Source organism: Paenibacillus tianjinensis, from assembly GCF_017086365.1.
In the GTDB taxonomy this organism is placed as follows: Bacteria; Bacillota; Bacilli; order Paenibacillales; family Paenibacillaceae; genus Paenibacillus_AQ; species Paenibacillus_AQ tianjinensis.
Genome location: NZ_CP070969.1, coordinates 797,730 through 821,183, shown reverse-complemented (window position 1 = coordinate 821,183; position 23,454 = coordinate 797,730). Strand labels below are relative to the sequence as shown.

Sequence of the window (23,454 nt, the reverse complement as noted above, 5' to 3'; positions counted from 1 at the left end):
TTAGGAAACTTTTAAGGAGTGATTAAAGTGGATAACAAACGTTGGAGCTTTAGAATTCCCGGAGATCCGGAAGGCAGCCTGAAGGATATCGATATCAGCGAAATCAAAAGTGTGTACGATTTACTGGATCTCATGCGGAAGGACGAAGTTCAGAATACACCGCAGATACAGGCTTCAAGGCTGAATACCAAGCCGAAAGCCAAGCTGATTCCCTTCATCTCCCGGATGACAGATACAAGACGCCATCCCTCCGCATGAGCCCGGTTTCCCGGATGCATCAGCCTTCTGTCCCGAGAATCTCTACGCCGTACGGGGCAAACACAACCGGTCCCGAACGTACGGCTCCGGTCAGCTCACAGCGATAAGGCTTGTCCAGCTTGACCGTCTGCTCTGCCTTGCTGAGATTCAGCAGGAACAGGAAGCTGCCGTTCTCTCCGCTGCGGACCGTAGCCTGGACGCCTTCCGGCAGACCAGCGAAGCGCAGCAGGCCAAGCTTGTCTGCAAGCCCGGCCAGCAGCATGGACCAGTAACCTTCTTCGGCATGGGTGCCAAAGTAATAGACCTGGCCTTTGCCGAAGCTGTTGACAGTGATCGCCGCAGTTCCCGCATAAAAGTCATCGTTATACCAGGCGATGGGCTCTGCGGTAACCGGAGCGAGCAGATCGCACCACTGGCTGCATTCGAAGGTAATGCCCTGCCCGTCCAGGAGGGTATGCACATCCCCGCCAACCGGATCATATTCCTTGACCCATACTCCGGCTGCACGGCTCAGCATGCCAGGCAACGGCTGCATCAGACAAATATTATTGATATTCTTCACACCGCTGCGGTTTGTCAGAATCAGGGTACCGCCCTTAATAGCAAAAGCTTCAAGCTGCGCAGCCAGCTCCTCACTTAACAGATAAAGGCTTGGTGCAATGACCAGCTTATATTTCTCCAGCGGCTCACCTGCCTGGATAACATCACATCCGATACCCAGCTTGGTCAGTACACGGTGATACTGCTTGATATTCTCGTAGTAATCCATTCCCTCGGCCTGCGGCTGGATGTCCAGCGCCGCCTTCTGTTCATGGGAATGAAGTATGGCCACCTCATGCTTAAGCTCCGTTCCCTTAAGCTTATCGGCTAACGCGTTTACTTCATAGCATAGCCGGCCGAACTCTGCAAACCTGCGGCCCGGCACATTGCTGTGGTCGATCAGGCCATGCCAGTACTGCTCTGCACCCGCAACCGCACTTCTCCAGCGGAAGTGGACCACGGTATCCGCTCCACGCGCGATGGCCTGCCAGGCATAAGCCCGGATAAAGCCGGGATACGGTGTGCGCCACATCGGCATCCAGCACCCGGGCGGACCGCTCAGCTGCTCCATGATCCAGAAATTCTTCCGCTTGATTCCCCTTGTCACATCCAGCGACAAGGCTCCGCTGTAGGGCGTCGTTGCCTGCTTGTTAGGAGAGGTATTCGGATAATAGTCAAATGATGCCACATCCAGCCCAGCGCCGACCGCATACATATCCAGCCGCTGGGGATAGCTGTGGAAGTTATGGGTGATGAAATGATCCGGACACTCCGCACGCAGCACATCAATCTGCGTCTGCTGGAACTTCACCACCGAATCCCACTGGAACCGCTGGAAGTCCAGCAGCAGCGAAGGATTCTGGAACGGAGATCCGCCATAAGGGACCGTCAGCTCCTGCCAGTCGCTGTATTCCCCGCTCCATACTACCGTTCCCCATTCTGCATTCACATGTTCGAGCGTCTTATACTTGTCCTGCACCCAGTCGCGGAAAGCCTCATTACATCTGTCACAGTGGCAGTCAATCATGCCGAATTCATTGTCAGTCTGCCAGCCGATGACCGCGGGATGACCGCTGTAATGACGGGCCAGCTTGTGGATAATCCGCGTACCGTATTTCAGCAGTGACCTGCTATTGTAGCAGCGGTGCCCGCGCACGCCTGGATGAAAGGTCTGTCCGTCTGCAAATACCGGCAGCACATCGGGATATCCTGTCGTCAGCCAGCGCGGAGGTGTTGCTGTAGGTGTTCCGATCACCACCTGCAGCCCATAGCGGTGCAGAGCATCAATCGCCCGGTCCAGCCAGGCAAAATCAAAGCTTCCTTCGACAGGCTCCAGCCGGCTCCAGGCGAACTCGGCCACCCGGACCACTTTCACTCCGGTCTCCTTCATTAATTGCATATCTGCTTCCCACAAAGACTCATCCCAATGCTCCGGGTAATAATCGACACCGATTTGAACATTGCTGTAGCTGAGCATCTCCATCTCCCCTTCTCCTTTCCCGTATGCTCCCCATCTTACCAAAAAGGCGCCCCCGCCTCACATTATTAATGAGTTAGGCGGGGAGCGCCCTGGCAAATCCACTTTATCCACTTACCGGTCCTTTAGAGGACTCTCTTTATGGTCATAAATTCTTTATTTCTTCAGCTTGTCCCAAGCCGCTTGCATGGAAGCTTCCCAGCCGGCTTCGTCGACCTTTCCAGCAATCAGCTGCTGAATCGAGCTGGCGAATTCTTGGGTTACACCATCAGGGAATTTCGAAGCCTGCAATCCGTAAACTTTACCTGCTTTAACATAGTTCCATACATCCGCACCAAGAAGACCGATATCTTCAGGTGTTGCAGGGATTGTGGACAGGGCAGGAATGAATTTCCATTTTTTCACGATATACTCTTTACCCATGTCAGAAGTAACGAGCCAGTTGAGGAAAGTCTTAGCTTCTTCCTTCGAATCGGAATCCTTGTTAACGACCAGGTTAGCCGGAACGCCTACAGACAGCTTATCATTCATCGCAGCATCGTCGTTGATTGGCATAGGGAACATACCGATGTTCATGTCCGGAGTGATGCCGTCAACCAGAGTCTGTGCCCAGTTGCCTTCCTGCATCATAGCCGTTTCGCCGTTAGCGAACATAGCCAGGTGAGTATTAGCATCTGTAGTCAAAGGATTTTTCTGTCCGTATTTTACAGTCAGGTTGAGCAGGTTGCTCCAATCCTTAAATTTCTCGTTGCCCACGATTGTGGAAGTGCCGGCGTTCAGGCCGTTGATGAACTCATCAACATTATCCTGCTGTGCAAAAGCTACGCTGATGCCCTGGATACCCAGCAGCCACCATTCCTGATACGCGTTGCCGAATGGAATAACATCGATGGCCTGCAGTTTTTTAGCAGCCTCTTCAAGCTCGGTGATTGTTTTTGGTGTTTCAGTGATCCCTGCTTTTGCGAACAGGTCTTTGTTGTATACAAAACCGATACCTTCAAGATTCATCGGCATACCGTAGGTTTTGCCGTCTTTGGTCATTGGCTCAGCGGCCAAAGGAATCAGATCCTTAACCCATGGCTGATCGGACAGGTCCTCCAGCTTGTCTGCCCAAAGCGCCATTTCGGCATAACCGCCGTTACTGAAAATATCAGGAGCATCGCCGGAAGCGAATTTGGTTTTCAGGGCTGCTGCATAGTCTGCACCGCCGCCGACCGTCTGGATGTCCAGCTTGATGTTTGGATGTTCTTTTTCAAACTCTACTTTCAGCTCATTGAGGCCTTCAACGATTTCGGTTTTGAACTGGAAGATCTTAACCGTTTTCACTTTTCCGGAAGCAGCGTTGCCAGCGCTTCCATTTTGTGTGTTATTTGAAGCGGTGTTGTTGTTACCGCCACACGCCGCGAGTACGACAGACATCAGCATAACGCTGGACATCATTACTGCAGAACGTTTCTTCATCATTCTATTTTCCCCCTAGATAAGTTTAACTGCATAATAAATATTTGGAACGGGGACTCCGTGAAGGTTAACCCTTCACCGAGCCTGCCGCTATTCCCTCAACAATGTAACGCTGCATGAACAGATAGAAAATTACAATGGGTGCTACGCCGATCGTAAGTGCCGGGAGCGCCATATCCCATTGCTTCGTATACTGGCCGAAGAACGAGAAGGTGGCCAGTGGAATGGTCCGCAGATTAGGCGCCTGAAGAATCAGAGACGGCAGCAGATAGTCATTCCAAATCCCAAGTGCATTCAGGACGATGGTTGTCATCAGCATCGGCTTCAGCAGCGGAAGCACAATCCGGAAGAATACCGTAATCGGATTACAGCCGTCGACTGTAGCCGCCTCTTCGATTTCAAGCGGGACCGATTTGATGAACCCGTGGAACAGGAAGATCGCCATCGGAATGCTGAGACCCAAGTTAGTGATCAAGAGACCTGGAATGGAGTTGTTCACGCCCAGGACGTTTACAACCTTCAGGATCGGGATCATGATGGTCTGGAACGGCACCACCATTGCCGCTACGAACAGCAGCAGCAGGACCTTATTGAACTTCGTATCCGCACGGACCATACGGTATGCAGCCATTGCGCTGAACAAAGCGATCAGGACGACACTGATTACCGTTACAATGAGGGAGTTGCGGAACGCTTCACCGAAGCGGGCCAGCTTCCAGGCATTTGAATAGTTGGACCACATGAATTCCTGCGGCCAGCTTGCCGCATTGCTGAGAATTTCGCCAAATGATTTCACGGAGTTCGCCAGCAGGAAATAAAACGGAGCGAGGAAGAGCAGGGCAAGCAGGATCATCAGCACTTCAATCCCGATAGTCCATCTGCTTTTTGACTTTGCGTTCATTAAGCCTCGACCTCCTTGCTCTTCGTTACACGGACCTGAATCATCGTGATGACCGCGACAATTACAAAGAACAGCAGCGCTTTTGCCGTACCCAGACCGTAACGGTTATTCAGGAAGGCTTCATTATAGATGTTCATCGCTACAGACTCCGTTGATTTGAACGGTCCGCCCTTGGTCAGCGACAGGTTCAGGTCGAACATTTTGAATGACCAGGAAATGGCCAGGAACAAACCGATAGTTACCGCAGGCATAATCAGCGGAACGACGATGTTGCGGAGCACCTGGAACGGCGAGGCGCCGTCGATGTCAGCAGCTTCAAGCACTTCCTTGGATACATTGCTGAGCGAAGCGATGTAGATAACCATCAGATAACCGGAGGACTGCCAGACGAATACCATAACGATTGCCCAAAAGCCGGTCGTCGCATCACCAAGCCAAGGAAGATTAAAGAACGGCCAGCCTGTGGTTTCACCGAGTGTGGCAAAACCTTTGATAAAGATAAACTGCCATATAAAACCGAGCAACAAGCCCCCGATAACATTCGGCATAAAGAAGATCGTACGGAGCATATTGCGAGTTTTTAAAGGTTTCGTCAACAGATACGCCAGGAAAAAGCCGACCACGTTGGTCAAAACAACACCTAACAGAGTAAATCTAACGGTAAACCAGAACGATGACCAGAAGTCAGGGTCATTCGTGAAAATACTTTTGAAGTTATCAATTCCTACCCAGCTAACATTTCCCGATACACCGTTCCAGTCAGTGAAGGAATAATACATCCCCATCAGAAATGGAATAATCATGACTACAGAGAAAAACAGTACTGCCGGGCCAACGAAAAAAAGCTGTTGACCGAATTGGGACAACTTATGACCTCGCATGAATTGGCCCCCCCTTTCTTTTACTCACTTACTTGTTTATGATCTAAAGATATTATCCGTTTTTTGACGGACCTCTTACACCTACGCAAGTGATCTTTCAGGTGTAAAATATTGATCGGATGTGACAAGAATCGATGAAATGGACCAATATCCGCACCAAACTGATCCTTTTTTTACTCCTTCCAACCTTAATTTGTATTATGGCGACGATGTATATCAGCTATTCTTACACGACCCAGTCGCTGAGAACACGGGCCGTAGATGAGAACAAAAATCTGCTCTATCAAGGCTCCAAAAATATTAACAGCCTCATTCAGGAGGTCAACCGGCTGTCGCTGAGCGTATACTCCGATTCAGATTTTTACCGTCTGCTGGAAGCCGGTTATGATGACCTGTCCTCTGATATTGCCATCTATAATTCACTCAGTTATATTTCCACTTCGCTGCCCGACATCTCGCAGGTATACTTATACGGGGTTAAGGACAGCAAAGCCACACTGATTACCGACAATACAACGCCCAAGCGCTGGCTGGTGAACATGCCGTATCTGGAGTCCAACATTACGGGCAGTTCTCCGGTAAGTGTTCAGAGCACCCACATCAGCAATGCTTACGGGCTGAACCTGCCTTTGATCCAGTTCACGCCTGAGCCGGTCTTTACCTTGCACCGCAGAATTGAGCGCATTCCTTCTTCGGAGGCACTAGGCTATCTGTCGATTGATGTCAAGCTGACGGCGCTTGCCGAAATTGTCGACCAGCTGTATGAACAGGATCAGGAGAAGACCTATGTAGTGGACAGTGACGGTATGCTGGTGTACGGCCAGGATGCCGATTCGCTCGGCAAGCCGCTGAATGCAGCCTGGTACAGTAAGCAGATTGCTCCAAATACGGAGGCTCAAGGTTATTTTGAGGAAGGCGGGTCTGTATTCATTTATCAGAAGGTGGAAGGCACCGGCCTGAGCTGGATGCTGGTCAAACAGATACCGGTGTCCTACCTGTTCCGTGAAGCCAAGGAAGCCGCAGGCATCAACCTGCTGCTCCTCTTCCTGCTAATGACCATGATTATTGCTCTAACGATCTTCATCTCCTTCCGGATCACTGCTCCGATCAAGCAGCTGACCCGGTATATGAATCAGGTGCGGACCGGGAATCTGGAGGTCGAGATCAGCCCGGCGGGCAATGATGAGATCGGTGTGCTGACCGAGCATTTCCGCAGCATGATGGATACGATCAACAATCTGATTTTGCGGGAATACCGGCTGGAGCTGTCTAATAAAACCAATGAATTGAGGGCACTGCAGTCGCAAATCAATCCGCATTTTCTCAACAACACACTGCAGATTATCGGTACGCTTGCCCTTGAGATGAAAGTGCCGCAAATCTATGCCCTGCTGTCGGCGCTGGCCAAGATGATGCGTTACAGCATGTACAATGACGAGAAGATTGTGACCATTCAAAATGAGCTGGAGCATGTCAAAGCTTACATCGAACTGCAAAAGGAGCGTTTTGAAAATAAATTCAGTTTCCGCTACGATATGGAGGAACCGCTGCTGAATGCGCTGATGCCCAAAATGATCCTCCAGCCGATTGTTGAAAATTACTTCAAGCACGGCTTCAATCTGTCGCGCAGTGATGGGTTGATCGAGATTACGGCAGCCCGGCTGGCAACAGGACGAATGGAAATCATGATTCGGAATAACGGCAATGTCATTCCTCTGGCGAGACTGGAGAAGCTCCGGCAGGAGCTAGAGCAGCCTGCTCCGCTCGACGTCACCGCCGTAAAGAACAGTGACAGCAGGCGGGATGCGCCAGGCGCAGGAATCGGCCTTGGCAATGTACTCGCGCGCCTGCGCCTTGTCTGCGGGGATGACGCTGCGCTGACCGTGGACAATCTGCCTGAAGGCGGGGTCCTGATAAGACTGGAAATTGAAATACTAACGGAGAGTGAACGGATATGAAGGCGCTGATTGTGGATGATGAAGCGAGAGTCAGAAAGGCGGTCCGGCTGCTGGTCGACTGGGACGCCCATCAGATCGATGAGATTCTGGAAGCGGGAAACGGCAATGAAGCCATTGAAGTGATCCGCGCTCAAAAGCCGGCTCTGGTGATCATGGATATGATGATGGAATCGGGGAGCGGCATTGAGCTGATGACCTGGGTGAATGAGTTTGCCGGGAATACGAAGTTTATTGTCGTCAGCGGACATAATGATTTTGAATTTGTACGCCAGACAGTCCGGCATGGAGGAATTGACTATATTCTTAAGCCCATTGAGGCCGATGCCATCAATACAGCCGTGTCCAAGGCGGTTGCCTCCTGGCGCTCCGAGGAAGAAGAACGCAGCCACCGGCAGCAGCAGAGCATCCGGCTGAATGAGATCAAACCGATCTACGGAGAGCGCCTCCTGTCGGCACTGATTGATGATCCCGTTACTTCTGAGGCCTCGCTCCGACGGCTTGTTGCTGAGAACGTCATTCCCGGTAATGCCGGGTCCTCCCGGCTGATTCTAATACAGACCGATGCGGGCAATAATCAGTTGCTCAAAAGATTCGGCGGAGACAGCGAGCTGCTTTATTATGCCATCGTCAATATTTGCAATGAGTTCTTGCATCCCCAGAAGAAAGGAATTGCTTTCCGCTACTGGGGAGGGCCTCCGGAAATCGCCATCCTGCTATGGGATGTCCATGAACCGGTACTGGAGCTGATCAGCCGGATCAATCAAGGTATCTTCCGGACGCTGCAGTTCCGGATGCATTTTGGGATCAGCAGTGCGGGCAGCCTGCCAGGCCAGCTTGCACAGCAGCGATCGGAAGCTTTGGATGCCCTGATGCGGCGGAATCTGCTCCGGCATGAGGATTATTGCCACTTCGCTTCCTCTGCCGGAGAGCATAGCAAGGCTGAACAAGCAGCCGGAGCCGACGGCTCCAGGGCAATCTTCGCCCATGTCCAGGAGGACTGGAGGATGGCCGTTATCAGCGGGAATACAGAGGCCTTGTCCGCTGCAGCCCAGCACTGGATTGATGAGATGAGCCGCGGGGGCGTGGTAACGCCGGAAATGCTGGGCTCCTGGAAAGCCGATGCCCTGCTGTTCCGCTCCCGGCTCGTACGCGAAGCGCTGGGCGGGGAAGCCGACAGTGCTCTGGCTGAACTGGAGCTGGCCGACCGGCACAATCCTGCTCCTTATGCCAATGGCTATTCCTTCTCGCTGTTCGCCTGGCGCGACTGGTCCTTCGCCTTGATGCAGCGCCTGTCGCAGGAGCTGTCGGCAAGGCAGATCAAGGAACGTAACCCGCTAACAGAAATCGTCAAATATATCGAGCAGAACTATCAGTCCGACCTGTCGCTGCAGGAGGTCGCCGGCAGATTCTATGTCAGCCGCGAATACGTCTCCCGCAAATTCAAGCAGGAATACGGCATTAATTTCTCCGACTACATCGGCAGCGTCAGAATCAATAAAGCTAAGCTCCTGCTGCAGAATCCGAACCTCAAGCTGTCACAAATCTCGGAAATGGTCGGCTTCCACGATGTGAAGTACTTCAGTAAAGTGTTCAAGAAGCAGGTCGGCAGCTCTCCGAAGGACTATCGAACACAAATCCTGCTTTAACAGGCTATACGATTTTAATTTTCAAGTGGGGCAATTGTCCATACAGGAATAGGGGAAGGTGCATATCATGGGTCTGTAAGATGATAATGCGAAGGGGGTAAAGCTATGGGCGGTTGCGCAAACGTAGGTGGTATGATTACTTCTACTACTACAATCCTGGTGCTTTATATTCTGCTGGTGATCATTCTTAGAACATTTTAAGTATCGTTAGCCTAAAAAAGTAGAGCCTGCAAATGCAGGCTCTACTGGGAATTACGTGTACAATAAAGTGATTACAAGCAATTCGAACAGCACCAGGGCTAGAATCGCTTCATCGCTGCCCCCATAGAATGCGCGTTGTCCTCCATGACTCTGCACGCCCATATATAACATTCCTCTATCACAGCCCAAAATTCTTCCCGTAACGACCTGACCGTCAATTGTCTGCACCTGGACGAATTGGTTTACATGTTGTCTACATATACTGTGCAAGTGATGTCTAACCGATTTCATAGTTTGAACATAATTTTGATCTGCCTGATACAGCACCTTCGGCTGCATTCCCGCTTGAATACCCATTGGAGGCACACTACCCTTCTGTTAAAAGTACTACATAGTATGCCTAGTAAGCCTGTGGTGTTCTCTTTATCTATTTCCCCCGTACCAAGCCAGAAAAGCTTCTGCTACCGCCTTGCCGGCGTTCCCGTTCGGATGCGGATCAAACTCGTTGCTCATGTATTCCGGTTTGATTCTATGATCTGCCGGAGCCGGTTCAGACAGTACCGCAGCGATGTCGAATACCCGGTCTACCCCGGCCGGAGGGTTCGTGAGAATCGTATCATTCACTATGCGCCAGTAGGTCTCCCGCTCTTCCGTGAAATTGAACGGCGGTACGGTGCTGAGGATAATGTCTGTGCTGGTGTTCGCCTCTTTAATCTTCCCGATAATATTCGTCAGATCGCCAAGCAGTTCCTCAGCACTGCGCTTGCCGATATCCAGATCGTTGACTCCGAGGACAATCAGTACCTCATCACCCTGCTTAGCCTTATTCAGCCACGCCCCGTCCGCAGCAACGTCATAAGCCCTGCCCCAGCCTGAACCGATATTCCACAGTCCGTAATCCGTCCCCAGACCTTCGGCGATCCGCGCCGCCCAATAGCTGTAGGCATCCTTCTCCGTCCGGACTCCCTGTGTGATCGAGTCCCCTAGGAACACCAGCTTCTTCGCCACCTGCTTCTTGTATCCGATATAGCCTGGCATAACCAGCAGCTTGTCCGACTCGGCAAAGGTATCCACAGATTCCTGCCCGGCCAGATTGCCGTCAGCATCATAAGCGGACACGAGGATGCCTTCGACGTTGAACGGGAAGGACTTGCCCGGCGCGGCTGTTCTAAGGGTCCAGGTAAACGCCAGGTAATGACCTTCCGGCAAGTCGAGTGAGGCTTCGTCACTCCAGAAGCATTCGCCGGGAGCAACCGCCTTCGAGTTTGCCCCCGCGAAGGTAACCGGAACCTGCGAGCCCGGTGCTACCGCACCGTCCGGCACAAGCCCTCCATCAGCGATATACGCTTCTTCTATGCTCCACTCCCCGCCCCGTTCGCTGCCGCTTGCTTCCTGCCCCATATCCCAGGTGGAATCGACACTGTTGCTGTGCCAGAATTTCAGCGTCAAACTGCCGTTTTCCCGCAGGCGGATGTATGTCCGGTAGGTATGGGTGAACGTCTCCGGTGCATTCATAATATAATTGGCGGCGGTGGACAGCGCCGTAGCTGAAGAGTAGCCCGCTTCGCTGAGTACACCGTTGTTATCTTTAATAATCATAGTAATCAATTCTCCTGTCCTGATCCGCAAAATATAACTATTCATATGGCTATCTTCTCTCTACCCGTTTCCAAAGGGAATATCTCCAAAATTATTCCCGCCAACTGTCAGGCACTGATGTTAGTGTTGAGCCATTCATATAGATACTTTGTTTTTCTAAAAAAACTCCCTAATGAGCCAGGGACAATGTGTCCCCGGCCATCAGAGAGTCTGATACACACGGAATAACTTATTTCAATGTAATCGTGAACGATACGGACTTGCTGCCGCCGCTAACTTGTACTGTAGCTTCATCTGCTTGCTCTGCGCCTTCTACGGAAGCGATAGCGCCGAGATCCTTCACAGCAAATGTGAACGGCTTGCCGCTGCCTTCAGCAGTTACCTTAATCGTGCTGCCAGTGCGTTCAGCTGTCACTGTCAGTTCTGGAGCGCCTTTGATATCGCGGACCGTTGCAGCTGTTGTTGCGCCGTCTTCCAGGGAATACAGGCCGAATTTCACGCCGTCAGCAAAGTCATAATCCGGACGGTTGTCGACACTGCCTGTGGCCAGCAGCGAGTTCTGGCGTACGAACAGCGGAAGGCTGAAGAAGTCATGTTTTTCTTTGCGCCATGATCCGCCTACTACCGTTTCACCATTCAGTAGGTGAGTCCAGCGACCAGCCGGCAGGTAGTATTTCACTTCGCCGTTCTCCTGGAAGATTGGAGCTACGAGCAGCTTGTCACCAAGCATGTACTGACGGTCCAGTACTTCGCAGGTAGGATCTTCTGGGAATTCCATGACCATGGCCCGCATCGAAGCCCAGCCTTCTTCATGCGCCTGGCCGGCTACATCATACAGGTAAGGCATCAGGCTGCATTTGAGCTTGGTGAAGAACCGGGTAACATCCACCGCTTCGTCATCGTAAGCCCAAGGCACACGGTACGAGGTGCTGCCGTGCAGACGGCTGTGGCTGGAGAGCAGGCCGAAGGCCAGCCAGCGTTTGAAGACATGCGCCGGTGCGGTATTTTCGAAGCCGCCGATGTCATGGCTCCAGAACCCGAAGCCGGACAGACCGAGGGACAAGCCGCCGCGCAGGCTTTCTGCCATAGACTCGTAATCTGCGTAGCAGTCACCGCCCCAGTGTACAGGGAACTGCTGCCCGCCGGCTGTTGCCGAACGTGCGAACACGGCTGCTTCATTTTTGCCAAGCTTCTCTTCCAATACTTCAAAGACCACTTTGTTATACAGCTGAGTGTAATAGTTATGCATTTTCTGCGGATCGGAGCCGTCGAAGTACACAACATCCGTCGGAATCCGTTCGCCGAAGTCTGTTTTGAAGCTGTCTACGCCCATATCCACCAGACCGCGCAGGTATCCTGCATACCATTCACAAGCAGCTGGGTTCGTAAAGTCTACGAGTCCCATACCCGCCTGCCAAAGATCGGTTTGATATACGTCGCCGTTCGCCTTTTTAAGCAGATAGCCGTTCTTCTTGCCTTCTTCAAACAGCGGTGAACGCTGTCCGATATAGGAGTTGATCCAGACGCAGATTTTCAATCCTTTTTCCTTCAGGCGTTTCAGCATGCCTACCGGGTCCGGGAAGACGCGCTCGTCCCACTGGAAATCGGTCCATTGGTATTCACGCATCCAGAAGCAGTCGAAGTGGAATACATGCAGCGGCAGATCGCGTTCAGCCATACCTTCAACGAAGGAGTTAACTGTTGCTTCATCGTAGTCAGTGGTGAACGAAGTGGTCAGCCACAGGCCGAAGGTCCAGGCCGGCGGAAGTGCAGGCTTGCCGGTAAGCGAAGTATATTTGCTGATGACCTCTTTTATCGTAGGTCCTTCAATTACGAAATATTCCAGGCTCTCTCCAGCTACGCTGAATTGGGCTTTTTTCACTTTTTCCGAAGCGATTTCATACGAAACCAGTTCAGGCTGGTTCACAAATACGCCGTAGCCCTTGCTGGTTACATAGAACGGAATGTTCTTGTAGGCCTGCTCGGAGCTGGTGCCGCCGTCTTTATTCCAGATATCAACCACTTGGCCGTTCTTCACAAAAGCAGTGAAGCGCTCGCCCAGACCGTACACGAATTCGCCTACACCGATGTCCAGCTCTTCACGCATGAACGTGTTGCCGTCCTGGTCGGTGATATAGGCCATCGATTTGTAACCGCTGCCTGTAATGCGCTCGTCGCCGCGGTAGAAATCCACGGACCATTGAGTGCCTTTATGGATAACCACACGGAGTCCGCCGCTGATCAGCACGGTTTGGGCTTCATTTTCTTCAATCTGTACATGGTCGCCGGTTCCCTTGGTCAATTCAAAAGCCGGACCGCGGTCGATCACGCCGTCATTATGAATGATCTTCACACCCACTACACCAGGAAGCGGGGAATGGAATTTAACGGTAAGGAGCGTGGAGTTCAGTGTAGCTGCGCGTCCTGTAATTGGAGTTGTTTGAGTGACTGCTGTCAAACCCTCGGATGTTTTTTCTACTACATAGTTTTGTACTGCGCCGTTGATGTTGATTCCGTCACGAACCAGCCAGAGGCCGTCTGTAAATTTCATGTGTGCACTTGCCACCTTTCAATTTGGTGTTTATAGTTGCATTATAACGATAATAAAACAACAAAACTAATATAATATAGCTCATTTATAACACTATTTTGATATTTTAGCTAAAGGAGGCCTAGAAATGGACCGCACGTCCCAGCGTTTGCTCAAAGAAGACCGAGTACATGGTGATGTTATGTTTCCGCTGGCTGCTTACTGGATCGAGCTTCCGTCCGGAACGCATGTCCTGGACACGCACTGGCATGAGGAGGCCGAGTTCTTTTTGCTGCTGGAGGGAGAGATCCTTTTTCAGGTGGACACCGATTATTTTCCGCTCCGCGCAGGTGAAGCCGTCTTTATCGAATCCGGTGATATTCATGCCGCCTACGTCCTGAAGGAAGGCCCTTGCCGGTTCTGTGCGCTCGTCTTCCACCCCGACCTTCTGGCCAGTGCCCAGTACGATACGATCCAGCAAAATGTGATTCTTCCGCTTCAGGAGAAGCGCCAGAGCTTTCCCCGTCACATTACACCCGCTGTTCCCTGGCAGCAGGAGCTGCTGCACCACCTGGAGCGGATGATGGAAGCATATACTAATAAAATGCCCGGATTCGAAGCCTTTATGAAAGGAACGTTGCTCATTATGCTCTCGCAGATTGCCAGTCCGGACCGGTCCGTGAACCACAGCCAGTCAGAGAGCGCTGATTCGACCAAGATCAACCGGCTCAAAAAGGTCATTCTGTATATCCAGGACAACTATCAGGAGCCGATCCGCACCCGCGATCTGTCAGAGCTGATTCCGATGAGCGAGGGCCAGTTCTGCCGCTTCTTCAAAGCTATGACCCGCAAGACGCCCGTCGATTATATCAACTCCTACCGCATCCGCCAGGCGGCTGAACTGCTGCAGCAGAGTGAACGTAAGATATCGGACATCGCCCTTGCGGTCGGCTTCGACAATGTCAGCTATTTCATTAAGGTGTTCCGTAAGGCGATGAAATGCTCACCCTCGGAGTTCCGCAAAGGGGCCGCGCTGGGAGCCATGCAGGGAGCAGGGCAAGGGCAGCTGTATCCGTGAGAGGGCAATTTCCCGGAACCTATGTCTGTTAACAAAAAAAGCAAACACCGCTCCCTTTCTTGGCTGCTGGTGTTTGCCTTACTGGCGTTAATCCCTTACTTTGCCGCGCTGCCGACCTTGCGGATTACCATGAAGCAGGTGCTGTCCGGCAAAGCCGTCTCATTACCGTGCTCATCCATGATAACGACCCGTTCCTGAAGTGCCAGCGTATACCCTTCCTGCAGATAGTGGCGGAACACTTCAATCTGAGCCTGCTCTCCCAGATGATCCCTGATAAACTTCACATACTGCTCGGGTGTAAAATAACCAAACTGCTCCTGGACCTCGTGGACGTAAGCTTCTTCACCCCATGTGTAGGTATATAGAAATTCCATGGCATCGTTAACAGGCATCAGCACCTCCTGCTCACCGACCACCTCATAGTGGATTTTGCGTCCGGCAAAATCCCCGGCATACCGTTCCAGCCACGCCAGGCCGCTCTGTTCCAGAAACCGGATTCTCCGCTGCAATGCCTCCGGTTCAGTCATGATCCCGTCCCGGATAATGATCCTACCGCCAACGGCAAGTACCTCAAATGCGCTTACCAGCGCTGCGGCTACCGTCTCCTGATTGAATTTCACGCCATTCATCGGCACATACGAATACAGTTCATGCAGAATGGATGAGAAAATCACCGTATCCACGCTGCCCGTCTCTACAAAATCCTTCAGGTTCAGAGCATCACCCTGCAGCACCTCCCAGCGGCGGCCCTCACGCTGCTTACGCTGCCGCAGCGCTTCCACTACATTGCTGGAAATATCAATGCCGACCGGAGTAACAGCAGGCATCCGCTCTTCAATCAGATCAAGCAGCACACCGCCGCCCGGGCCGATATCCAGCACCTTGCTGCCGGTGACATAATCCAGAATAACAGTTTTATAATCAGCCGTATCGTTCATCTGGCTCAGGTAGCTATCCTCGTTATGGAAGCGGTCGAATGCGTCGCGGCGCAGATCGAACAAATCGAATAAGAGCAGCACCGCCCGCTCGTACAGCGCTGACTTCTCGGCTTCAATACAGAATTCAATCAGCTTCTCTGCTGCGGGAGAGAATTCAAAGTCAAAGAACACCGTATCCGGCAGATGCCTCTGCCGCCGCAGCCGGTGAATCAGATGGGGATTGCCGGAAGTGCTGTTTCCGGCGGCAATATCCTGCCAACCAAGCTCAGACAGATACTTTTCGATAATCCGTTTCTTATATACGTTGATTTTTTTAACGCCTTTATAGTCATAGTAGATTGAATTCATGATTGCTTCAAAGCTGATATGGTTCAGGCCGCTAATGCCGCTGCCCTGTGCGGCCAGCGCCAGCACTTTAAGAAATTGCTCAAGCGAGAACGTCTGCAGTGCCGACTCCACATACCAGAACGTTACCGGCTGCATGGCTTCGAGCAATGCAGAATCCATTCCCTCCTGCTCCAGTCTGCTCCACTCCGCCGTGAAATCCTCGCCCCGGGAGATTGGGCCGGAGCGCATGCGGTGCAGCCGCTCTTTCATTGGCAACGGAGTGTCCAGACTTCCCGAAGCAATCAGGGCTATCAGCTCCATCACCTCGCTGCGCACCTCCTGCCACAATACCGGCGAGACAGCACCAATGATGCAATGATTCAGCGCAAACAGCAGCCGCTCCATCTCGTCAGAGGTCAGCAGCCCCTCTTCGACCATAACGGCCAGCGGGCGGTTAACACTTGGCGGAACCTCGCCGCGGATCTGCTGGCCGAGGAGGCCATGCGTTTCAATCAGCCGGTGCACAATCAGAATCTTCTCCGCATGCGCGACACCTGCCGCCTTAAGCAGCGCCGCCTGCGGCGCGGAGGCTACAGCGGCTGCATTGCCTCCGGCATGCTGCCAGTACAGCTGCGCTGACCCTATATTATGGGCAAAGCAATTAATGCCTTCCTCCTGCCACTTCCGGCGCTGGCGGGAGGTCCCGCCTTTGGCCGTCTCCGACCAGACCAGCGTCTCTTCGGCTAATTCCTTAATCCAGTAGGACAACGGCAGACTATCCAGCAGCCGCAGACTCCGTTCCACATAGTCCAGCACGGGATTCCGATGGTCCAGCTCCCGCAGCGATTCCACGCGCTCCAGATTGACTATTGGCATTTCAGCCTGAACAATATATTTCAGCCACACAAGCTCCTCCTCAGGCAAATAATCCCCTTCACGGTATGCTTCAATAGCCTGCAACGATTTCAGCATCCTGCACCTCCTGGTATGATAATCTCTTGTTTGAATGGCGAATGTGGATAAGAACCTATTAATACGTAAACGGTCCAATGATTATACAAAAATCGAATGCAAAGGGCCGCCTTCTGAATCGATTGTACACGATTACACTAGATTCAGGAGGCGGCCGCATGGATAAGTCTACCATGTTTCTAACCCTGTTTCAAAAACCACATTACCGTACAGGAGGTTGAATCCTCATTCTTCAATGCCTTGGAAGCTTCCTATCAATCAAGCAAAAAAACAGACCAGACAAAGGTTACTCTGTCTGGTCTGTTTTGTATTTCTTAACCTTAATCATTTCCTGTAAGAATCCTTCAGCAATAGCCTCACTTGGATGAAGCCTGACCGCACGGACTACATTTCGTTGCTGGTCAGCGTCTTCACCCAGACTTCCTCGTCGCCCTCACGTTTCGATTCATGGGATTGTGTCGCTTCCTGTATGTCGCCAAAGCCCCAATAGGTGGCCGGTACATCAGGGAACTGCGGCTCAAGTCCCGTCAGCGGTCCGCGGTACAGCATCCGGTTGATCATCGTTACGGCCTCAACCCGCGTAATTTTCAGGTCCGGCTTGAACGTAGCATCCGGGTAGCCCGACAAGAATTTGCTGTTATAGAGCTGCTCGATGGCATTCGCTGCCCAGTGGCCGCCAAGATCGGTGAAGTGCGCCGAAGCGGGCGCCGTGAGGTCTAGCTTCAGGAACTTCGCCATGACCGCCGCAAGCTCGCCACGCGTCACCGGCGCTTCCGGACGGAAGGTACCGTCCGCATAGCCGCTGAAGTAACCTTGGTTGGTCGCGATCATGATATAGTGCGCCGCCCAGTGGCTGCCCGGCACATCCGTGTATGACTTATTGCCGCTGTGAGCCGCGTTCTCTGTCAACCGGGCGACAATCGCCGCCAACTCAGCGCGTGTCAGGCTCTTCGCCGGCTTAAACTGCCCGTCCGGGTAACCCAGGATGTAGCGTTGATGCTTCAGCTCGCCATACCGGCTTGAGAATACCTTCAGCTTGGCAGAGGATGCTGCTTTTGCCGGCTGTGTCTGGCTGCCGGCAGACAGCGCAGCCGTTACCTCATACTCCTGCTCCGCCTGGCTGAGCTGCGGCCACTTCACTTCAATCCGGTGCGTGCCGCTCTGGTTCGGAGCCAGGGTACCGACAGGCCACGTTACCGTATTGCCGGCTACTGTTCCGCCATCCGCATTTACGACTACCGCGCCTTCCGGCAGTGTCACCGTAACCGTACCGCCGGTCAGTGTTCCGTTTCCAGTCTGGGCGTATTCGACCGTAATGGCCGAGGTCCCGCCCTCTTCAATCAGGTTCCGGTCCAAACGGACTGCCACCACCGGTGTGATGGTTGCATTAACCGGTGAGGAACCCGGGATGGCGGCTGCTCTTATCGGATTCAGCGAGATATCATGGCGGACAATTTCCAAATCCACCGCGATTGTCGGGCTGGTATAGGTCTCATAGCCGGACTTGGTCACAACCAGATAATAATCCGTATGCGGATAGACCATGTAGGCGTATAGACCCTGCGCGTCACTGATTTGCTCAGGGCTCGCGTTGTCGTTAGGTGCAAAGCCCGGGATTGCCGGCAGCGTTACGGGCTTACCGCCCTTGCTGCCGTTGCGCGCTGTATTGGCATAGTACAAGGTCACGTTCGCGCCTTCCACCGGGATTCCCGTCAAGCTGTTCGTAATCGCACCGTACGGGTCGATCAGCTCCTCTGAAATATTCATTTCCCCGTTGGCCGTAACGTTCACTTCGCTCTTCTGGACAATAATCTCCTGTCCAGGCTCGACTTCATAGCGGATCTCCATCACGTATGTGCCGAGCCCCAGCCCTTCGGCGCTGAATACACCGTTCTGCTGGGCCGGGAAGGCCTTAGGTGATCCGTTCTCCAGAATATAGAGACCCGTTGCCGCGTCTTTCAAATACACTTTCGTCTTCTTTACCAGGTCTCCGGATATCGTTCCGGTGCCGCCTGCCGGCTGCTTCATCAGGATGATGCCGGTTGCTGTTTTCGTTGAATCGTAGCTCTCCTGACCGGTACCGCTGACCGAGCCGACTACCGCCGTTTGAGTATATGTCACCGGTGTTAAAACTCCGCCTACATTTACTGTCTGTGTCACTGCGATGGTGTACAGCGCATTGCCCTTCGGCACCGGCAGCGAGTAAGATCCGTCTGCGCCCGTCACCACGGTCTCGTCAAAATCAACGCCAGGTGTAATGATGTTATCGCCGTTTAGATCTAGCGTTACCCGTACATTCGCGCCGGCGACCTTCTCGCCCGCGGCACCGCGGGTGATAACCCCGCTGATGAATGCCGGCTGGAAGGTAACCAGAATATCGTCCTTCGCATATAGTCCTTTTGTCAGGTCAATTGCTTCGGCCTCAACCCGTACTTTCTGCTCCTGATTGGAGGAGAGGTCAGCCGAGCGGTAAGTCGTTGCCGCCCGGCCTTGGGCATCCGTCCGTACCCGGTCAGCTCCAACGAACGTACCCAGGCCTGACGGGACCGAGAACACAACCTCGGTGTCCGGTACGGGTTTGCCGCTACTGTCAGTCAGCACGGCGGTCAGCTCGGTCGTCGAGCGGCCGTCACCGACAATCCGGTCCGGCGAAGCTGTCAGCGCCAGTGAGTGCGCCAGCACCTGAAATCCGTTATCGGCCAGGCGGGTCTCGGCGGGCAGCGGCGTGCCATCGGCCTTAAACGCCTGGAATATTACCGTATAAGAACCTGCGGCCAGCGGTGTGGTAAGCAGATAGCCCGTATTCTCCCACCGTTTGTAGCCGTCCTGAAGGAAGGTAGCAGGATTGGCTAACTCAAGGCTGACAGTGCCGCCTCCGATAATTGCCTTGACCTCATGGGCCGACAGCGGGCTAACGGCCGAGAACTTCAGCGGATAGCCGGGCACTGCATTCACGACAGACGGATCGCCTTCAAGCTTATTGCCGACCCAGCCGTTCAGCGCCTTGTTCATCTGAATCGTCACCTGAACCGGCGGACTACTCTGGCCATCCCCGTCCGTCACGGTGAAGCTGAAACTGTCCGTACCCGATGTAAAGCCCGGGGCCGGTGTGTACAGATAGATATTGCCGCTTTGTAAGGTAAGGGTACCATGTGACGGCTGAGCGGTGATCTGGTAGACCAGTCCGGTGATCGTTTCGCGGTCGGTGCCTTCAAGAATAACCGTTACTGCTCCGGCCCCTTCGTTGAGCTCAACGAGCTGCGGTATAGCCGCAGGAACTCCGTTGGCTGCTGTCACCGTCACGCTCACCGTGGCCGGGTTGGATTCCGCTCCGTCCGTATCCTTAACGGTATACGTGAAGCTGTCGCTGCCGCTGTAGCCAGCGTTCGGCGTGTACGTCACCTGGCCGTTCGCGCCTACAGTAACCGTACCGTGCGATGGCTGCATCTTGATCGCTACCGTCGACGGGTCAAGCCCGTTCTCGGCATCCGTATCGTTCGCCGTTACTGTTACACTTCCCGAGCCGTTCTCGGCTACGGTCAGCGTATCCGCTACGGCGCTTGGCGCCGTGTTCAGGATCGGAGCTGACGTCACCGTCACGCTCACCGTGGCCGGGTTGGATTCCGCTCCGTCCGTATCCTTAACGGTATACGTAAAGCTGTCGCTGCCGCTATAGCCCTCGTTCGGCGTGTACGTCACCTGGCCGTTCGCGCCTACGGTAACCGTACCGTGCGACGCTGGTGTCTTAAGTGTTACCGAGGAAAGCACAAGCCCGTTCTCGGCATCCGTATCGTTCGCCGTTACTGTTACACTTCCCGAGCCGTTCTCGGCTACGGTCAGCGTATCCGCTGCGGCACTTGGCGCCGTGTTCAGGATCGGAGCTGCTGTCACCGTCACGCTCACCGTGGCCGGGTTGGATTCCGCTCCTTCCGTGTCCTTAACGGTATACGTGAAGCTGTCGCTGCCGCTGTAGCCAGCGTTCGGCGTGTACGTCACCTGGCCGTTCGCGCCTACGGTAACCGTACCGTGTGATGGCTGCGTCTTGATCGCTACCGTCGACGGGTCAAGCCCGTTCTCGGCATCCGTATCGTTTGCCGTTACCGTTACGCTTCCCGAGCCGTTCTCGGCTACGGTCAGCGTATCCGCTGCGGCGCTTGGCGCCGTGTTCGGAATCGGAGCTGCTGTCACCGTCACGCTCACTGTGGCCGGGTTCGATTCCGCTCCGTCCGTATCCTTAACGGTATACGTAAAGCTGTCGCTGCCGCTGTAGCCGGCGTTCGGAGTGTACGTCACCTGGCCGTTCGCGCCTACGGTAACCGTACCGTGTGACGGCTGCGTCTTGATCGCTACCGTCGACGGGTCAAGCCCGTTCTCGGCATCCGTATCGTTTGCCGTTACTGTTACACTTCCCGAGCCGTTCTCGGCTACGGTCAGCGTATCCGCTGCGGCACTTGGCGCCGTGTTCAGGATCGTACCCGTAACATTGACGGGGGGCGAAAAGACCCCAAGATCCTTCCACGTCGTAGTATCATTAGTACTTATGCCCTGCGTGCCCGCGATGTCCTGGTTGAAGGAGTTGTCCTGGGCAGCAGTGCCGATAATATATTGCAGAGGGGAGGTAGCAGTCACAGTAATCCCCTTGCCCGCCATTGCCGTATTAATGTCTGCAACCTTGATTTTGAAGGTTACAAAATAATCACTGTCCCCCGAGAAGCTGCTTCCCGCGGCCTGCATCAACGAATAGTTCTGATTAGCGCCCGGCACATAGGAGATAAGCGCAGGATTGATAATGCCCGTCGTGCTGGGCGAGGTATTCGCCTTGTTAGGATCAGCATTATAGATACCGATCTTCCCGTTGTTGTTTGTCGGATTATAAACGCCAAGAAAAAGTCGATACCCCCGTTCCCGTTGGCATCCACACCCACAAACGCAAAGCTTGTAAACTTGTCCTTCTGGGTGCCATCCAGATTGTTCACACGGATCCGGAAGCCGATTTCACCCGAAGCTGAATCATAGTTAACGTAAAAAGGAGGATTGTTCGCATCCCCGACGATGTCTTGCGCTACACTGCCGCTTCCGGTCTGCTGGTCACCGACGTAATCAAACTGGCTGTTTTTAGGATAGACGGTCAACCATCCGTTTCCAGTCCCGGTAAGGTCCAATCAGCTGGCATAGACAGAACGGACCTGGGGCAGGAAGGTCATGGTCAGCAACATGAGGGCCAATAAGGAGATGGCTGCTTTTTTGATAGTTCTAAATTTCAATAGATGACTCCTCTCATATAACATAATAATCAACCCAAAATATGGGATTATACGGACAATTACCCTCCTTTTGATGTCCTAAACTAAAAAAATATAGATCTTTTTACCTATTTATCGAATATATCGACCTATTAGCGTTAAAATTTTAGTATTTTATATTTAAATATTAATTTTAAATTGTTTGGAATGCGGTTAGATATGGAAGCAATTTCGGGGGATGATTACAGGAACCCGCCGTTAATAGGTAATATGGCCTATGAAAGCTTAAGCCGGACTCAGGCAGAGTACCACTTACGGATTAAAGCGGGCAGGACGATGAACGTTTAGGGTACCAGGTTCAGTCTTGATCAGGCCTCTTTTCGCGGGACGTCATCCCGCAACACGCCAAACAGCAAGCTTCCGCTGGAAGCTTGCTGTGGTTTGCTTATCTAATGGCAAAGCAGCTGCTACTCTCCTATTGCTGCCAGCTAAAGATCTACTGGCTACGGTTACTTAGCTGACTTGCTGCTGGCTGCGTCTCCACCGTACCTCCAGCCTACGTGCCGAACCGTTGCCGGTACCCGCACTTGCGGCACAGCTCCTCTACAGCTTCCCTGCGGGAGAAGCCGTAGAACAGATTGTTGGCCCGCTCGCCTTCGACAATCTCGGAGAACGGCCGCTCATGGATGTTGCCGAGATTGATAACCCCCTCGCCATCCAGACAGCACGGCACCACCGTGCCGTCCACCAGCACCGCCGCCTGGCTGCGCAGCGCGTGGCAGAAGCCTTTGCCGTCATCCTCCGGCTCATGCAGTGCCGGCCATTTGAACTCGTGGTCCTGGTTCAGATAGATACGCGGCGCAATGCGGACGCCGCTGCCCGGAACGACCTTCTCCTCAATCTTGAAGTCCAGATTGAACGCCTCCTCCAGCACAGCCAGCGTCTCGCGATTGCGGCTCCGCGTCAGATTGGTCTGGTTGTCCTCCGTCAGATTCCAGAGCCGGAAGGAGATGATGACCCCTTGCGCCGAAGCTTCCTGCACAAAAGAAATAATCTCCTTCAAATACCCCTCCCGGTTCTCCGAGCCTTCGTGCCCGTCAAAGCTGTGCAGGGAGAAATTCATCTGGCGCAGCGCCGGCTTGCCGATAATTTTCGGCCCCGCCTTATGGATCAGCGTTCCGTTGGTCGTGATATTGACCTTGAAGCCTTTGGCATCTGCAATGTCCAGCAGCTCACCAATCTTCGGATGCAGCAGCGGCTCGCCCTTGACATGAAGATAGATATGATTACTGTGCGGTTTAATCTCATCAAGAATAGTACTGAAGGTATCCGGCTTCATGAAGTTCTTCTGCCGCTCGGTTGGCGGGCAGAAGCTGCAAGCCAGGTTGCAGACGCTTGTAATCTCGATGTACACCTTTTTAAAAGTCTTCAAGTGCTGCTCCCC

Annotated in this window: 14 protein-coding genes; 5 read left to right on the top strand and 9 right to left on the bottom strand. The window is 53.1% G+C overall.

Annotated features, from left to right (window positions below; genetic code table 11):
• Positions 1-27: 27 nt before the first annotated feature.
• Positions 28-258, top strand: coding sequence for a hypothetical protein (locus tag JRJ22_RS03540; protein WP_206103258.1), 231 nt, complete (start codon positions 28-30; stop codon positions 256-258).
• A gap of 19 nt (positions 259-277) precedes the next feature.
• Here JRJ22_RS03540 and JRJ22_RS03535 read toward each other — a convergent pair whose 3' ends face one another.
• The 4 genes from JRJ22_RS03535 to JRJ22_RS03520 all read right to left on the bottom strand — a co-directional run bounded on the left by JRJ22_RS03535 (position 278) and on the right by JRJ22_RS03520 (position 5,518).
• Positions 278-2,281: a beta-galactosidase gene (locus tag JRJ22_RS03535; protein ID WP_206103257.1), complete on the bottom strand. Its 2,004-nt coding sequence runs from the start codon at positions 2,279-2,281 to the stop codon at positions 278-280.
• Between the two features lie 150 nt (positions 2,282-2,431).
• Positions 2,432-3,739 carry an ABC transporter substrate-binding protein gene (locus JRJ22_RS03530; protein WP_206103256.1) on the bottom strand — a complete coding sequence of 436 codons (1,308 nt, stop codon included), beginning with the start codon at positions 3,737-3,739 and terminating at the stop codon, positions 2,432-2,434.
• A gap of 64 nt (positions 3,740-3,803) precedes the next feature.
• On the bottom strand, positions 3,804-4,637 hold the full coding sequence (locus JRJ22_RS03525) for a carbohydrate ABC transporter permease (RefSeq protein WP_206103255.1): 834 nt from the start codon (positions 4,635-4,637) through the stop codon (positions 3,804-3,806).
• Positions 4,637-5,518 carry a carbohydrate ABC transporter permease gene (locus tag JRJ22_RS03520; RefSeq protein ID WP_206103254.1) on the bottom strand — a complete coding sequence of 294 codons (882 nt, stop codon included), beginning with the start codon at positions 5,516-5,518 and terminating at the stop codon, positions 4,637-4,639. Before JRJ22_RS03520 ends, JRJ22_RS03525 begins: the two co-directional genes overlap by 1 nt.
• A 134-nt stretch (positions 5,519-5,652) precedes the next feature.
• Here JRJ22_RS03520 and JRJ22_RS03515 point away from each other — a divergent pair, with 134 nt between their 5' ends.
• The 3 genes from JRJ22_RS03515 (at position 5,653) to JRJ22_RS29640 (ending at position 9,323) form a co-directional block, all read left to right on the top strand.
• The gene (locus JRJ22_RS03515; RefSeq protein ID WP_206103253.1) at positions 5,653-7,476 is read left to right on the top strand and encodes a sensor histidine kinase; all 1,824 of its coding nucleotides are present in this window, start codon (positions 5,653-5,655) and stop codon (positions 7,474-7,476) included.
• Positions 7,473-9,122: a helix-turn-helix domain-containing protein gene (locus tag JRJ22_RS03510; protein WP_206103252.1), complete on the top strand. Its 1,650-nt coding sequence runs from the start codon at positions 7,473-7,475 to the stop codon at positions 9,120-9,122. Before JRJ22_RS03515 ends, JRJ22_RS03510 begins: the two co-directional genes overlap by 4 nt.
• A gap of 105 nt (positions 9,123-9,227) precedes the next feature.
• Positions 9,228-9,323, top strand: a complete 96-nt coding sequence (locus JRJ22_RS29640) for a YjcZ family sporulation protein (RefSeq protein ID WP_408637862.1) — start codon at positions 9,228-9,230, stop codon at positions 9,321-9,323.
• Positions 9,324-9,746: 423 nt separating this feature from the next.
• Here the strand turns inward: JRJ22_RS29640 and JRJ22_RS03500 are convergent, their stop codons facing one another.
• A complete protein-coding gene (locus JRJ22_RS03500) occupies positions 9,747-10,922 on the bottom strand; it encodes an SGNH/GDSL hydrolase family protein (protein WP_206103251.1) in 1,176 nt (391 codons plus the stop codon).
• A gap of 229 nt (positions 10,923-11,151) precedes the next feature.
• On the bottom strand, positions 11,152-13,473 hold the full coding sequence (gene yicI / locus JRJ22_RS03495; protein ID WP_206103250.1) for an alpha-xylosidase: 2,322 nt from the start codon (positions 13,471-13,473) through the stop codon (positions 11,152-11,154).
• Positions 13,474-13,600: 127 nt separating this feature from the next.
• Between yicI and JRJ22_RS03490 the strand changes: the two genes are divergently transcribed.
• Positions 13,601-14,530, top strand: a complete 930-nt coding sequence (locus tag JRJ22_RS03490; RefSeq protein ID WP_206103249.1) for an AraC family transcriptional regulator — start codon at positions 13,601-13,603, stop codon at positions 14,528-14,530.
• A 95-nt stretch (positions 14,531-14,625) separates the two neighbouring features.
• Here JRJ22_RS03490 and JRJ22_RS03485 read toward each other — a convergent pair whose 3' ends face one another.
• The 3 genes from JRJ22_RS03485 to JRJ22_RS03475 form a co-directional block, all read right to left on the bottom strand.
• On the bottom strand, positions 14,626-16,767 hold the full coding sequence (locus JRJ22_RS03485) for a class I SAM-dependent methyltransferase (protein WP_206103248.1): 2,142 nt from the start codon (positions 16,765-16,767) through the stop codon (positions 14,626-14,628).
• Positions 16,768-17,151: 384 nt separating this feature from the next.
• On the bottom strand, positions 17,152-21,501 hold the full coding sequence (locus JRJ22_RS03480; protein ID WP_232381150.1) for a cadherin-like domain-containing protein: 4,350 nt from the start codon (positions 21,499-21,501) through the stop codon (positions 17,152-17,154).
• A 1,065-nt stretch (positions 21,502-22,566) separates the two neighbouring features.
• A complete protein-coding gene (locus tag JRJ22_RS03475; RefSeq protein WP_206103246.1) occupies positions 22,567-23,442 on the bottom strand; it encodes a radical SAM/SPASM domain-containing protein in 876 nt (291 codons plus the stop codon).
• Between the last annotated feature and the right edge of the window lie 12 nt (positions 23,443-23,454).

Coding starts and splice junctions, on each gene's coding strand:
- JRJ22_RS29640 (WP_408637862.1), top strand. CDS start 9,228: ATGGGCGGTTGCGCAAACGTAGGTGGTATGATTACTTCTACTACTACA.
- JRJ22_RS03525 (WP_206103255.1), bottom strand. CDS start 4,637: ATGAACGCAAAGTCAAAAAGCAGATGGACTATCGGGATTGAAGTGCTG.
- yicI (WP_206103250.1), bottom strand. CDS start 13,473: ATGAAATTTACAGACGGCCTCTGGCTGGTTCGTGACGGAATCAACATC.
- JRJ22_RS03520 (WP_206103254.1), bottom strand. CDS start 5,518: ATGCGAGGTCATAAGTTGTCCCAATTCGGTCAACAGCTTTTTTTCGTT.
- JRJ22_RS03515 (WP_206103253.1), top strand. CDS start 5,653: ATGAAATGGACCAATATCCGCACCAAACTGATCCTTTTTTTACTCCTT.
- JRJ22_RS03485 (WP_206103248.1), bottom strand. CDS start 16,767: ATGCTGAAATCGTTGCAGGCTATTGAAGCATACCGTGAAGGGGATTAT.
- JRJ22_RS03500 (WP_206103251.1), bottom strand. CDS start 10,922: ATGATTATTAAAGATAACAACGGTGTACTCAGCGAAGCGGGCTACTCT.
- JRJ22_RS03530 (WP_206103256.1), bottom strand. CDS start 3,739: ATGATGAAGAAACGTTCTGCAGTAATGATGTCCAGCGTTATGCTGATG.
- JRJ22_RS03535 (WP_206103257.1), bottom strand. CDS start 2,281: ATGGAGATGCTCAGCTACAGCAATGTTCAAATCGGTGTCGATTATTAC.
- JRJ22_RS03510 (WP_206103252.1), top strand. CDS start 7,473: ATGAAGGCGCTGATTGTGGATGATGAAGCGAGAGTCAGAAAGGCGGTC.
- JRJ22_RS03480 (WP_232381150.1), bottom strand. CDS start 21,501: ATGCAGGCCGCGGGAAGCAGCTTCTCGGGGGACAGTGATTATTTTGTA.
- JRJ22_RS03490 (WP_206103249.1), top strand. CDS start 13,601: ATGGACCGCACGTCCCAGCGTTTGCTCAAAGAAGACCGAGTACATGGT.